The organism is Enterobacter sp. 148H3 (genome assembly GCF_034107425.1).
GTDB lineage: Bacteria > Pseudomonadota > Gammaproteobacteria > Enterobacterales > Enterobacteriaceae > Enterobacter > Enterobacter vonholyi.
On sequence record NZ_JAWNEI010000004.1, the window covers coordinates 329,512 to 343,806 of the forward strand.

Genomic DNA, 14,295 nt, shown 5'->3' on the forward strand with positions numbered 1-14,295 from the left:
CTTCCTTAGTGCAAACCAAATACGTTGAGCATGGTAGAGAGCTTCACGCCCGTCTCGCGCCACTCGCCCACCGGCGAGGAGGCAGGCACAATGCCCGCGCCGGCAAACAGACGAACGGTATTTTCACGAAGGCGCGCGCAGCGGATGGTCACCACCCACTCGCCGTTGCCTTCGCTGTCGCACCAGCCGACGATGCCGCCGAACAGCTCGCGGTCGAACGGCTCAAGCTCGGCGATCAGTTCTTTCGCCGCCTGATGCGGGAAACCGCTCAGCGCCGGGGTCGGGTGCAGAAGGCAGGCCAGGGTCAGGGCGTTTTCGTTTTCACGCGCGTCACCTTCAACCGGCGTCGCCAGATGCCACAGCGTCGGCGTGGTAATCAACTGAGGAGAATCAGGCATGGTGAGATGATGGCTGCGCGGTGCCAGAATGGCCTTCATCGCCTGGGTCACCAAATCGTGCTCGTGGCGATCCTTTTCAGAGGCCAGCAGCTTATTGCCCGCTTCGCGATCTAATACATCATCGGGCTGACGACGCGCCGAGCCTGCCAGCGGCAGCGAACTAAAGTGCGCGCCCTCTTTGCGCAGCAGCAGTTCAGGGCTGGCGCCGAGGAGCACGCCGCCGTCTTCCAGCGGCACGTGAAAGTTGAAGCTCGCCGGGTTCTGGGCGATCAGGCGCTCCATCAGGGCGCCGCTGTCCATGTTTTTGTCGGTCGCGATATCAATCAGGCGCGACAGCACCACCTTGTTCACCTGCGGTGTGGCGGTGAGCGACGCGGCGCGAGCCACCATCTCTTCGAAAACGGGCTGCGGCGGGATCTCGGTGCGTTGTGCCACCTTCAGCGCCTGCGCGCCGGAAAAATAGCGTGCGGACTGCTGACGTGCCGGACGGGAAAAGGTCTGCCAGCGTTGCGGAATAAACAGAGAGGACGGCTTGCGGGTATCGAACGGGATAGCCCCTACCATCACCGGATGAGCGATACCGCTGGCTTTCGCATTCAGGAAGGCCTGGGCTAATTTTTGCTGGAAGCGACCCGCCGGATCGTCACCGCCAACTGCGGGTTCACTGAAGCGGGCAAAGCAGCCGGACGTGGTAAAGCTGCGGTAAGGCGACATAAAGAAAAAACGGTCTGATTCCAGCGTGGTTGCGGCGTGCTGAACTTCCTCAGCCAGGGACGTATCCATATCATCCTCCTTAAAATGATAAAAGAAGCAATAATGATTATCATTTATATTTTCGTCGGCTAACCTAATCCCACATCGCTTCGCTGTCAACCGTCGGACAAATAACTTGTGCGACAAAAGCTTGCATCCAGATGCTGTAACCATGAAAATGAGAAGCATTATCTTCAACAAAAACAGGATCCCGCGCTGTGAAATCCCCTGCCGTTTTCCGTAATCCCCTGCTTTTATTGGCACTTTTTGTTTTAGGACTTACCTCAGCCGCTGCCGCCGACTGGCCGCGTCAGGTGACTGACAGCCGCGGCGTTCACACGCTAGAGAGCAAACCGACGCGCATTGTCTCTACCAGCGTGACCTTAACCGGCTCCCTGCTGGCGATTGACGCCCCGGTCGTCGCCAGCGGCGCGACCACGCCGAACAACCGCGTGGCCGATGCGCAGGGCTTTTTGCGCCAGTGGGGCGATATTGCGAAACAGCGTCAGGTTGCGCGGATGTATATTGGCGAACCGAGCGCCGAAGCGGTCGCCGCACAAATGCCGGATCTGATTTTGATCAGCGCCACCGGCGGTGATTCCGCGCTGGCACTGTACGATCAGCTCTCCGCCATTGCGCCGACGCTTATCATCAACTACGACGACAAGAGCTGGCAGGCACTGCTGACGCAACTGGGCACCATCACCGGGCAGGAAAAACAGGCCGAAGAGCGCATTGCCGCGTTTGATAAACAGCTCGCGCAGGTGAAACAGCAGATGAAACTGCCGCCGCAGCCGGTGAACGCCATCGTCTACACCGCCGCCGCGCACAGCGCCAACCTGTGGACCGCGGAATCAGCGCAGGGCAAGCTGCTGCACCAGCTGGGCTTTACGCTGGCGGACCTGCCCGCCGGGCTGCACACCTCTAAAAGCCAGGGAAAACGGCACGATATTATCCAGCTGGGCGGTGAAAACCTGGCAACGGGACTGAACGGCGAAGGGCTGTTCGTGTTTGCCGGCGACCAGAAAGATGTGGATGCGATTTACGCCAACCCGCTGCTGGCGCATCTGCCGTCGGTGAAAAACAAACGGGTTTGGGCATTGGGAACCGAGACGTTCCGCCTGGATTATTACAGCGCGATGCTGGTGTTAGACAGATTGAATACATTGTTTAAGTAGGCATTTTCCCACCCTCTCCCTGTGGGAGAGGGCCAGGGTGAGGGCATCAGGCCACACCGTCGTTCAACACAACCTCCTGCCTGAACCGCCGCAATTTCACCAACGCCACTAACAAAATCACGCCAACCATCGCTAACGCAAACCCGCTGCTGCTCGCCGACGCCGCCGGGGTCATTATCGCCCCCAGCCCGCCGAGGATCGCCGCGCCAATCGCATCGCCCGTGACGTTCTGCGCCGTCCACAGGCCGTTGATGCGCCCGAGCATCCCTTCCGGCGTCTGGGTCTGGATCAGGGTGTACTGCAGCAGCGAACTGATGGCGCTCAGCCAGCCGAAAATCACCAGGCACAACACCCCGAGCGCCCACGCCGGCATCAGGCTAAAGAAGCCGATGGCGATAAACGACGCCAGAGAGGCAAGCAGCATAATCAGCCCCGGACGCGCGCTCTGCGCCAGGTTGCCGCTGGTCAGCGCCCCGCACGCCGCGCCGAGCGGAATGGCCGCGTAGAGAATGCCAATCTCCGAGGCGCTCATCTGCCACTCTCCCGCTAATGCCGGATACAGCACGCGCACGGCGCTCGCCATGGTCAGCAGGCCGCCGAGCAGCGCAATGCCGCCAATCAGCGGGTTGCTGAACAGGAAACGAATCGCGGCCATCAGCGATTTCAGGGGATGCTCGCGCGGCTGCGGCGGAGGCGGCAGCAGCGGCAGGCGCAGCAGCGTCAGCGTGGTGATAAAGGTCCCTGCCGCCGCCAGCCCGTAGTTCCACGCCACGTTGCCGGTCGCCAGCAGCAGGCCGCCCACCATCGGTGAAATCACCGAGCCGAGGCGCACGGTGAGCATGGTGATCGCCCCCGCCTGCATCAGATTTTCTCGCCCGACCAGCGCGGGCGTGGCCGCCAGCAGCGCCGTCACGCCCAGCGAGGCGAAAAAGCCGTCCCACAGCCCCAGGGCATAAATGGCGATCAGCGACGGCTCTGGCAGCATGGCGTTCAGACACAGCCCGATAAAGCCCACGCCGCAGGTGCCGCGCGCCAGCAGGATCAGCTTCTTGCGCTCGTAGCGGTCCGCCAGCACGCCGCCAACCATCAGGCCGATAAACATCGCCCCGCCGGTTAAGGTAACCGATAATCCCACCAGCCAGCTGGAGTGCGTCATGGTCTGGATCTGGACCGGCACGGCCACGCCGAGCAGGCCGAGGGACAAAATGGAGATAAAGCGAGCGATAAAAACGGCGCGATAGGCCGGGTGCGTTTTGAGCAGGCTGAGGTTAAGCAGCCAGGATTTTTGATTCATGACAAAGCCTTGAGTGTAATTCTACCCATTCCATGGGCGCACATGCTAACATAGCCAAATAAGATAGATAACGATAATCACTATCATTATCAAATCATGGATGTTGCTATGTCGTTTTCCTCTTCTTCGGTGCGCGCCATTGCCGTGCCCGTTTTATTGCTGCTGTTGATCCTTGCGACTGCACTCAGCCTGCTGATCGGCGCGAAGCCGCTTCCCGCGTCCGTCATCGTTGATGCACTTACTGGCACCTGCCAAAGCGCTGACTGCACTATCGTGCTCGACGCTCGCCTGCCCCGCACCCTTGCCGGGCTGCTGGCCGGTGGTGCACTCGGCCTTGCCGGCGCCCTGATGCAAACCCTCACCCGCAATCCGCTGGCGGACCCCGGTATTCTCGGCGTTAACTCTGGCGCCAGTTTTGCCATCGTCCTCGGCGCGGCGTTGTTTGGGTTTACTTCTCCCTCTGAACAGCTGGCGATGGCTTTCTGCGGCGCGCTGGCCGCCTCGCTGCTAGTGGCATTTACCGGCAGCCAGGGCGGCGGCCAGCTGAGTCCGGTACGCCTGACGCTGGCGGGCGTGGCGCTCGCGGCGGTGCTGGAAGGCTTATCTAACGGCATCGCCCTGCTCAACCCGGACGTCTACGACCAACTGCGCTTCTGGCAGGCCGGCTCGCTGGATATCCGCACCCTTGAAACCCTGAAAGTGGTGGCGTTCCCGGTCATTATTGCTGCCGCCGTGGCGCTGTTTTTAAGCCGGGCGCTGAACAGCCTGAGCCTCGGCAGCGACACCGCTACCGCTCTAGGCAACCGCGTGGCGCGCACGCAGCTGATTGGCCTGCTTGCCATCACCGTCCTGTGCGGCAGCGCGACCGCCGTGGTCGGTCCGATTGCCTTTATCGGCCTGATGATGCCGCACATGGCGCGCTGGCTGGTGGGGACGGATCACCGCTGGTCGCTGCCGGTCACGCTGCTGGCTACTCCTGCGCTGCTGCTGTTTGCCGACGTGCTGGGTCGCCTGCTGGTGCCGGGCGAGCTGCGCGTCTCGGTGGTCAGCGCCTTTATCGGCGCGCCGGTGCTGATCTTCCTGGTTCGTCGTAGACGCGGAGGTGGCGCATGATGGCCCCGTCCCGTCGTTTACTCACCAGCGTCTCGCTGCTAAGTATCCTCATTCTGCTGCTGGCGGTCTGGAGCCTGCGCAGCGGCGCGGTGACGCTCGATTTTTCTCAGGTGCTTAACGCCCTGCTCGGCAGCGCGCCGCGCAATATCACCATGGTTGTCACCGAATGGCGCCTGCCGCGCGTGGCGATGGCGATTCTGGTAGGTGCGGCGCTCGGCGTCAGCGGTGCGATATTCCAGTCGCTGATGCGCAACCCGCTCGGCAGCCCGGACGTGATGGGCCTCAACACCGGGGCCTGGAGCGGCGTGCTGGTGGCGATGGTGCTGTTCGGCCAGCACCTGACGGCCATCACCTTTACGGCAATGGCGGGCGGCATTCTGACGTCGCTGGTTATCTGGCTGCTGGCCTGGCGCAACGGCATCGATACCTTCCGGCTGATCATTATCGGTATCGGCGTACGTGCGATGCTGATGGCCTTCAATACCTGGCTGCTGCTGCAGGCCTCGCTGGAAACGGCGCTTTCCGCCGGGCTGTGGTACGCAGGTTCCCTTAACGGCCTGACGTGGGGCAAAACCTGGCCCGCCGCGCCGCTGCTTGTGCTGATGTTTATCGGCGCGCTGCTGCTGGTTCGCCGCATGCGGCTGCTGGAGATGGGCGACGACAGCGCCTGCGCGCTGGGCGTGAGCGTCGAGCGCTCGCGCCTGATGCTGATGCTGGTCGCCGTACTGCTGACCGCAGCCTCTACGGCGATCGCCGGGCCAATCTCGTTTATCGCCCTCGTGGCACCGCATATCGCGCGACGTCTTAGCGGGACGGCGCGCTGGGGATTAACCCAGGCAGCGCTGTGCGGCGCGCTGCTGCTGCTGGCCGCCGATCTCTGCGCCCAGCAGCTGTTTATGCCTTATCAACTGCCGGTGGGCGTAGTGACCGTCAGCCTCGGCGGGATTTACCTCATCGTCTTGCTCGTTCAGGAGTCACGCAAGAAATGACAGATACAACCACCCGCTTGCGCGGCGAACATCTCACCCTCGGCTACGGCAAAAAAATCATTGCCCGAGACTTAACCGTTGCCATTCCGGACGGCCACTTCACGGCAATTATCGGCCCGAACGGCTGCGGCAAATCTACCCTGCTGCGCACGCTGAGCCGCCTGATGACGCCGGTGGAAGGCAGCGTCTTCCTCGACGGGGAGCAGATCCAGCGCTTCGCCAGCAAAGAGGTGGCACGCCGCATCGGGCTGCTGGCCCAAAACGCCACCACGCCGGGGGACATCACGGTGCAGGAGCTGGTCTCTCGCGGGCGCTACCCGCACCAGCCGCTGTTTACCCGCTGGCGTAAAGAGGATGACGAGGCGGTGAACCGCGCGATGCAGGCGACGGGGATCGCCGATCTCGCCCGGCAGAGCGTGGACACCCTCTCCGGCGGCCAGCGTCAACGGGCGTGGATTGCGATGGTGCTGGCGCAGGAGACGTCGATCATGCTGCTGGACGAGCCGACAACGTGGCTGGACATCAGCCACCAGATTGACCTGCTGGAGCTGCTGAGCGAGCTGAACCGCACGCAGGGGTACACCCTGGCAGCGGTACTGCACGATTTAAACCAGGCATGCCGCTACGCCACGCACCTGATTGCCTTGCGGGACGGTGAGATTGTGGCCCAGGGTGCGCCGAAAGAGATTGTCACGCAGGAGCTTATAGAGCGGATCTACGGCATGCGCTGCATGATAATCGACGATCCGGTGGCGGGTACGCCGCTGGTGGTGCCGTTAGGTCGGCGGTAATAGCCGGGTGGCGGCTACGCCTTACCGGGCCTACATTTAGCTCCCGTAGGCCCGGTAAGCGCAGCGCCACCGGGCATTTGCACTATCCTAAAATTTCCTTCAGTACCGGCCCAATCTTTTCAAACGCCTGCGGTGAAATGATATCCACGTGGGCGCAGTCCTGGCTGTAGACCTCCAGCTCCCCCACCCACGGCATCCAGGCCGTATGCGGATCCATCGTTCGCGTACGTTCGGCAACAAACAGCGTCGCTTTACCGTCAAAGCGTGAACTGTGCGCTGTGGTGAGCAGCCGCACCGCATCGGCGTAGTTGCCCTCAATGGCGTTAAACAGCTCGCTGGAGCCCTGTCCCTGCTGGGCGGCGATAAACGCCTGATGCTCGCGCTCGATCTCCGCCAGCACCGCCGGGTCGAGACCGTTAGCCTCTTTTTCCGCCCAGTTCTGGGTTTCCGGCGGCCAGGTATCCAGCAGGCCGAGGAACGACACCTCTTCACCCTGCTCGCACAGACGAGCTGCAATGCCCTGCGCCAGCGTGCCGCCGAGGGAATAACCGAACAGGTAATACGGCCCCTGCGGCTGCTGCTTGCGCAACGTGTTCAGATGATGGTCGATCACCCCATCGAGATCCGCGCACTGCTGCATCGGGCCGTCCGGGCGCGGCGACTGAATGCCGACGATTGACCAGCGTGGGCTGAGATAGCGCGCCAGGACGCTAAACTGCCAGGCGAAGCCGGACGCCGGATGGAAGCAGAACAGCGTCGGGCCGTCGCTCTCACGCAGCGGCAGAAGCGTTTCAAACCCCAGACGCTGCGCCTGCTCGTCGCTCATCGCCGAATCCAACAGCGCGCTAAGCTTGCTCACCGTGGAGGCGACCATAATTTGCCCCGGCGTCACCTTGCGGTTGAACGTGCGGCTAAGCTGCGCCGCCAGACGCATGGCCAGCAGCGAGTGGCCGCCGAGGGCAAAGAAATCCGCCTCGATGTCATTGATCTCGCAGCCCAGCAGCGCGGTAAAAGCCCGCGCGACGGCGATTTCGGTTTCGCTTTCCGGCGCCCGCCCGGAGGTATTGCGGGTCAGTTCCGGCAGCGGCAGCGCCTTGCGGTCAAGCTTGCCGTTGGCGCTCAGCGGCAGCGCGCTGATTTGCAGCAGCACAACCGGCACCATATGCGGCGGCAGCTGGGCTTTGAGCGATTCCAGCAGCGCGTCGCGATCCAGCGGTAAACCGGATCCAGAAACCACGTACCCCACCAGCTGACGGGCATCGCCGCCCGTTGCAGCCGCCAGGTTGAAGACGCAGGCGTGCGCCACGGCCTGGGCCACGTCCGGCAGCGACAGCATCGCCCGGTCGATTTCGCCCAGCTCAATGCGCTGACCGCGAATTTTTAGCTGATCGTCGCTGCGGCCGAGATATTCCACCGCGCCGTTATCCAGCCAGCGGGCAACGTCGCCGGTACGGTACATGCGCTCGCCGGGAGCGAACGGGTCAGCAATAAAGCGGCTGGCGGTGAGGTCCGGACGGCCCAGATACCCCTGCGCCAGCTGAATGCCGGTGAGATAAAGATCCCCCGCCACGCCGAACGGCACCGGGCGCATCATGGCATCCAGAATGCGCAGGCCCGTGTTCCACACCGGGAAGCCGATCGGCACGCTGTTGCCTGCAACTGCCGCCAGCTCAGGGCCATACGCCGGATACCAGCTGACGTCTACCGCCGCTTCCGTCGGGCCGTAAAGGTTATGCAGCGGCACATGGGTCAACGCTTCCCACTCACGGCACAGCGCCGTCGGCAGCGCTTCACCGCTGCAGAACACCTGCTTAAGCGTGTTACAGCACCCGACGTTTTCCGGCGTCAGTGAGGCAACAAACGCCGCAAGCATCGACGGCACGAAGTGGGTGGTGGTCACGCCGTAGTGGGCGAAGAAGCTTTGCATTGCCTGCGGATCGCGGTGCGCGTCCGGCTCGGCCATCACCAGCTTCGCCCCGGCGATAAACGGCCACCAGAACTCCCACACCGACACGTCAAAGCTGCACGGCGTTTTCTGCGCCACCACGTCGCCCGCGTTCAGAGGGTAGCGATCCTGCATCCACTTCAGGCGGTTGACGATAGCGGTATGGCCGACCATGACCCCTTTCGGACGCCCGGTCGAACCGGAGGTAAAGATGATATACGCCGTCTGCTCCGGCTTCGCCAGCCGCAGCGGCTCAGCACCCGCGGTCGGTAATAGCGTGTTGTAACTAAACGTCTCGACGGAGAGATCGCTAAAGCGCGGAAGCTGTTCGTCAGTGGTAACTAGCAGCGACGGCTTCGCGTCCTCGAGCATCATTCGCAGGCGATCGTCCGGGTAGCCGGTGTCGAGCGGCAGCCACGCGGCGCCCGCCTCCACAATGCCGTGCAGTGCTAACGTCAGGAACACCGAGCGCGGCAGGGCCACCGCCACGCTGTCGCCCGGCTTCACGCCGCGCGCGCGCAGCAGGTTTGCCAGCGCGATGACCTGCTCGCGCATCTGGCGATAGTTCAGCGCAATATGCGCATCCGCCAGCGCCGGGGCGTCCGGCGTTTTGCTCGCTTGTTCCGCCACCAGATCCGCGAGGGTGGTGGACGGCAGTGCCAGTCCGGTATCGTTGATGCGCGCAAGCTGCGCGTATTCCTGTTCAGAAACGGTTTCCACTTCACCACAGCGCAGGTCCGGGTTAGCTGCAAATTGCCTCAGCATCGCGTTCAGGCGCGCGACGTGACGCGTCAGCGTCGCCTCGTCGTAGCGCTGTTTATTGGCGAGGATCTCAATGCCCAACCCGCCCTGCTCGTCCGGGAACAGCGCCAGTTCCAGATCGTTCACCGGGCCGGTCGTCAGCGTGTGGGTGATGGCCTCCACACCGTCGATATCAAGCTGATAATCAAACACCTTAACGTTCAGCACGGGACCAAACAGCGCTTCATCACCCGCCGCTTTCCCGCTGTCTCGCACGATCTGCTCGGCGTCGTAGCGCTGGTGGCGGCGCATTTTTTTCAGCTGGTTCGCCAGGCGCAGCGCCAGCGCGGGCAGGCTCTCCTGCGCATTGATATTGACCGCCAGCGGCAGGACGTTAAGCACCGGGCCGGTCGCGGTCAGCGCGGCAGACCCCATGCGGCGCATAAAGATAAACCCGGCAGCGTAGTCCAGGCGTCCGGTAAGACGGCCCAGCCACAGCGCCACCAGCGCAAGCGCCAGTTCAGTACGCTGCGTCTGCCCTGCCGCCTGCGCAAGCTGGCTAAAGGCGCGACCGTCGGCGTCAACCTTCAGGCGAAGAATATCGGTCGTGGCGGCGCGTCCAGGCAGCGCCGCGGAAGAGAGCGAGACCGGAGAAGGCAGCTGTTTACGCTGCTCGGCCCAGAACGCGCCGTCGCGCCGGTACGCCTCGCTGTCGCGATAGTGCTGGTACTCGTCCGCCACCTCTTCAAATGGCGTAAACGGGGATTCAGGCGTGGGGTCGCCCTTTTTCCACGCGGCATAAATCGCGGCTATCTGCCGGGTAATGGCCGGGAAACTGAAGCCATCCACCACCAGATGGTGATAGCGCTGATACCAGTACCAGTGGTTTTCACCGACCTGAATCAGCTGGTGAAATGCCAGCGGCTGGCCGCTGTCGACGCGCAGGTTCTGGTTAAGATCGGATTCCATCAGCGCCACTGCGGCGGTGTGGGAATCAACGCGAACAACGGGCGGTTCCGGCAGAATGAAGGTGTCATCCACCCACTGCCACACCTCACCGTTTTCTTCCGCAAAGCGCATGCGCAGGGTATCGGCCTGCATCATGCCTGCGGCAATGGCTTTTGCCAGCAGTGGCGCATCAATATCGCCTTTCAGCTCGGTGTAGTGCGCCACGCTCCAGGCGTTTGGCAGCGTGGACAGCTGTTCCGCCATCCAGATACCCGGCTGGGCAGCGACGAGAGGAAGACGGTTCATGTGTTCTCCCCCGCAAAGTGAGACGGCTCAAGCGTTTGCCAGCGTTCCGCCAGCCACTGCTGGCACGCCTCCTGAGACTGTGCTTCGCACACCACGCGCCATCCTGCCGGCAGTTCGCACTGCTGCGGCCACAGGCTGTACTGCCCCTGGTCATTTTGCAAAATGGCGAACTGTCCCTGCGGATTATCGAAAGGATTGCTGAATTCCATACAGACTCCGTTAGTGAATAAGCGGCTGCCAGAGGGTCATCAGCCCCTGCGTCAGCCCACCGCGCCAGCAAAGCGCGTCGTGTCCGCCGTCAACCTGACGCCAGATAACCGGTTGGTGCGTCTGCATCTCGGCGTAAATCGCCTGATTCGCGCGGAAGATGAGCGGCTCGTTGCGCCCGGCTTCAAGAATGATGCGTAGCCCGCGAGGGGATATTTCACCGGCTTTAAGTTGTTCGATTAACAGCCCGTCCTGCTGCCCGCCGCGGTGCGGCCACCAGTAGGAGCCGGACTGGCTGAGCACGCAGCCAAAACGCTGCGGCCAGTTGAGACCTGCATAAAGAGACGCGAGACCGCCAAAGCTTTGCCCTGCGACCACCGTACGATTGGCGCGGTCGCTGAACAGCGCGCGTTTTTGGACAAGGGGGAGAAGTTCTTCCTGCACCGCCAGCCAGAAATCGGGGTTGCACGGCAGCTCGCGGTTGCGATGCTCCATGTCGATAACATCGATTAAGACGTAGACCGCAGGCGGTAATTTGCGCTCGGCGGTGAGAGACGCCAGCGCAGGCCAGACCGGCATGCTTTCGGCCCAGAACTGCCCGTCGAGCAGCACCGCCAGCGGACGTTCCGGGTTGTCGCCCCCGGTGGTGAAAATCCAGATGCGGCGGCGATTTTTCAGGCGCGCGCTTTCCCACTCAATGCAAATCGGAGGTTGATATGGCGTATCGGGATGATTCCAGCCCGGCTGAACCGGCGCGTCCGGCATCTCCAGCGCGGAGACGGCATGGCCGCGCCCGCCGCGCCAGCTCTGCGGATTCAGCGGGTCTGCAACCGCGTGCGGCAGCAGCTTGCGCCAGCCCTCGCGCAGCGCCAAGCGGTCTGGCAGTTCGCCTTCAAACACTACGCTGGCAAAATCGTTTTCATTCACAGAGGGGATAAAGCAGTAGCTCCCGCGCCACTCGGGGCTGAACTCACCCTGCCACTGCCAGACGTCGGTATCGGGAATGCGTTTGAGGGACTGCGGACGGGCATTTTGGTGATGATCGGTCATGCCGGTGACGTAGAGCCAGACGCGTTTGATCGGTGACGTTGTTTGCGTTCCTGCCGGGTCACGCCACCAGAACGTGACGCGATATTTTCCCTTTTCCGGCTTCCATTCAGGCCCGTTTTTAGACTGCCACCACGCCTCACTTCCCGTTGTTAACGCCGTCACCCTTATAACCTCATGTTTAACAGTCTTTTTTGTTTCAGAGCAAATTTTATTGATAATATTATTGATAACTATTTGCATTTGCAATAGCGTAGTGCCCGCGCTGTGGGAAGCGCTCATAAAACAACCACAAAAGCAGGACGTACAATGAATAAGAAGATTCACTCTCTGGCCTTGCTGGTCAATTTAGGGATTTACGGCGTCGCGCTGCCTGCTCTGGCAGACGACAACACCGCCTCTGCGCAGCACGAAGATACGATGGTGATCACCGCCGCCGAGCAGAATCTGCAGGCGCCGGGGGTATCGACCATCACCGCCGATGAGATCCGCAAAAACCCGCCCGCGCGGGACGTGGCGGAAATCATCCGCACCATGCCGGGCGTTAACCTGACCGGTAACTCCACCAGCGGCCAGCGCGGGAATAACCGTCAGATTGATATCCGCGGCATGGGGCCAGAAAACACCCTGATCCTGATCGACGGCAAGCCGGTGACCAGCCGTAACTCCATCCGTCTGGGCTGGCGCGGCGAGCGCGACACCCGCGGCGATACCGGCTGGGTGCCGCCGGAGATGATCGAGCGCATCGAAGTGATCCGCGGTCCGGCCGCCGCGCGCTACGGCAACGGCGCGGCAGGCGGCGTAGTGAACATCATCACCAAAAAATTCGACGACCAGTGGCACGGATCCTGGAACACCTACCTGAATGCGCCTGAGCACAAGGATGAAGGTTCCACCAAACGCACCAACTTCAGCCTGAGCGGCCCGCTGGGCGGCGACTTCAGCTTCCGCATGTTCGGTAACCTGGACAAAACCCAGGCCGACGCGTGGGACATCAACCAGGGTCACCAGTCTGACCGAACCGGTGCCTACGCCGACACGCTGCCCGCGGGCCGTGAAGGGGTGGAAAATAAAGACATCAACGGCGTGGTGCGCTGGGACTTTGCGCCGATGCAGTCCCTGGAATTTGAGGCGGGCTACAGCCGTCAGAATAACCTCTACGCCGGTGATACCCAGAACACCAACAACGACAACAGCTCCAGCGGCCTGGTGAAGAAGAACTACGGCAAAGAGACCAACCGTATCTATCGCCAGAACTTCGCGGTGACCTGGAACGGCGGCTGGGATAACGGCATCACGACCAGCAACTGGGCACAGTACGAGCACACCCGCAACTCCCGTCTGGGCGAAGGGCTGGCGGGCGGTCTGGAAGGCCTGTTCAACAGTAATAAATTCACCGACACCGATCTGGCCGACGTGATGCTGCACAGTGAAATCAACCTGCCGATTGATTTCCTCGTTAACCAGAACCTGACGCTGGGCACCGAGTGGAACCAGCAGCGTATGAAGGACCCCACCTCCTTCACGCAAACCCAGCAGGGCGGCATCATTCCGGGCATGAGCAACGACCGCATCCCGTACACCTCGGCAGAGATTTTCTCGCTGTTCGCCGAGAACAACATGGAGCTGACCGACAGCACCATGCTGACCCCTGCCCTGCGCTTCGACCATCACACCATCGTCGGCAACAACTGGAGCCCGTCACTTAACCTGTCGCAGGGTCTGGGGGATGACTTCACGCTGAAGATGGGGATCGCCCGCGCCTACAAAGCGCCGAGCCTGTACCAGACCAACCCGAACTACCTGCTCTACAGTAAAGGTCAGGGCTGCTACGCCAGCTCCGACGGCGTGGGCTGCTACATGATGGGTAACGACGACCTTAAGGCCGAAACCAGCATCAACAAAGAGATTGGCCTGGAGTGGAAACGCGACGGCTGGCTGGCGGGCGTGACCTGGTTCCGTAACGACTACCGCGACAAGATCGAAGCGGGCTACGCGCCGATCGGTCACACCTCGTCCGGTAAAGTGAAGACGGATATCTACCAGTGGGAAAACGTACCGAAGGCGGTGGTCGAGGGGCTGGAAGGCTCCCTGAACGTACCGGTCAGCGACACCATTAACTGGACCAACAATATTACATACATGCTGCAGAGCAAGAACAAGGAGACCGGCGATCGTCTGTCGATTATTCCAGAGTACACGCTGAACTCGACCCTGAGCTGGCAGGTTCATCAGGACGTGTCGCTCCAGTCGACCTTTACCTGGTACGGCAAGCAGCAGCCGAAGAAGTACAACTACAAAGGTCAGCCTGTGACCGGGTCAGAGAAAGACGAGGTCAGTCCGTACAGCATCGTTGGCCTTAGCGCGACCTGGGACATGACCAAAAACGTCAGCCTGACCGGCGGCGTGGATAACGTCTTCGACAAGCGCCAGTGGCGTGCGGGTAATGCCCAGACGACCGGGAACGCCACCACCGGCGCGTATATGTACGGCGCGGGGGCTTATACCTATAATGAGCCAGGCCGCACGTGGTATATGAGCGTAAATACGCGATTCTGATAAAGGCAACAACGCCTCCCTCTCCC

10 protein-coding genes are annotated in these 14,295 nt (G+C 61.8%); 5 read left to right on the plus strand and 5 right to left on the minus strand.

All coding sequences use genetic code 11. The features are described from left to right. Window positions 1-5: 5 nt before the first annotated feature. Window positions 6-1,181, minus strand: a complete 1,176-nt coding sequence (gene entC / locus USH94_RS08265; protein WP_111964427.1) for an isochorismate synthase EntC — start codon at window positions 1,179-1,181, stop codon at window positions 6-8. A 188-nt stretch (window positions 1,182-1,369) separates the two neighbouring features. Here entC and fepB point away from each other — a divergent pair, with 188 nt between their 5' ends. Further along, on the plus strand, window positions 1,370-2,329 hold the full coding sequence (gene fepB, locus USH94_RS08270; RefSeq protein ID WP_111964428.1) for a Fe2+-enterobactin ABC transporter substrate-binding protein: 960 nt from the start codon (window positions 1,370-1,372) through the stop codon (window positions 2,327-2,329). 46 nt (window positions 2,330-2,375) lie between these two features. Here fepB and entS read toward each other — a convergent pair whose 3' ends face one another. After that, a complete protein-coding gene (gene entS / locus USH94_RS08275) occupies window positions 2,376-3,623 on the minus strand; it encodes an enterobactin transporter EntS (RefSeq protein ID WP_111964429.1) in 1,248 nt (415 codons plus the stop codon). A 108-nt stretch (window positions 3,624-3,731) separates the two neighbouring features. Here entS and fepD point away from each other — a divergent pair, with 108 nt between their 5' ends. The 3 genes from fepD to fepC are packed head-to-tail and all read left to right on the plus strand — an operon-like array spanning window position 3,732 to window position 6,516. Next, window positions 3,732-4,736 (plus strand): Fe(3+)-siderophore ABC transporter permease, encoded by a 1,005-nt coding sequence (fepD, locus tag USH94_RS08280; protein ID WP_111964430.1) that lies wholly within the window; start codon window positions 3,732-3,734, stop codon window positions 4,734-4,736. Then, window positions 4,736-5,725 (plus strand): iron-enterobactin ABC transporter permease, encoded by a 990-nt coding sequence (gene fepG, locus USH94_RS08285; protein WP_111964476.1) that lies wholly within the window; start codon window positions 4,736-4,738, stop codon window positions 5,723-5,725. Before fepD ends, fepG begins: the two co-directional genes overlap by 1 nt. Further along, window positions 5,722-6,516, plus strand: a complete 795-nt coding sequence (gene fepC / locus USH94_RS08290) for an iron-enterobactin ABC transporter ATP-binding protein (protein WP_111964431.1) — start codon at window positions 5,722-5,724, stop codon at window positions 6,514-6,516. Before fepG ends, fepC begins: the two co-directional genes overlap by 4 nt. Before the next feature lie 82 nt (window positions 6,517-6,598). On the opposite strand, the gene entF is transcribed toward fepC, so the two are convergent. The 3 genes from entF to fes are packed head-to-tail and all read right to left on the minus strand — an operon-like array spanning window position 6,599 to window position 11,875. After that, a complete protein-coding gene (gene entF, locus USH94_RS08295) occupies window positions 6,599-10,456 on the minus strand; it encodes an enterobactin non-ribosomal peptide synthetase EntF (RefSeq protein ID WP_111964432.1) in 3,858 nt (1,285 codons plus the stop codon). Beyond that, on the minus strand, window positions 10,453-10,665 hold the full coding sequence (locus tag USH94_RS08300; RefSeq protein ID WP_111964433.1) for an MbtH family protein: 213 nt from the start codon (window positions 10,663-10,665) through the stop codon (window positions 10,453-10,455). Before USH94_RS08300 ends, entF begins: the two co-directional genes overlap by 4 nt. A gap of 10 nt (window positions 10,666-10,675) precedes the next feature. Continuing rightward, entirely contained in the window at window positions 10,676-11,875 is a 1,200-nt protein-coding gene (fes, locus tag USH94_RS08305) for an enterochelin esterase (protein WP_111964434.1), read from the minus strand. Window positions 11,876-12,019: 144 nt separating this feature from the next. Between fes and USH94_RS08310 the strand changes: the two genes are divergently transcribed. Continuing rightward, window positions 12,020-14,269: a TonB-dependent siderophore receptor gene (locus USH94_RS08310; protein WP_111964435.1), complete on the plus strand. Its 2,250-nt coding sequence runs from the start codon at window positions 12,020-12,022 to the stop codon at window positions 14,267-14,269. The last annotated feature ends 26 nt before the right edge of the window (window positions 14,270-14,295 follow it).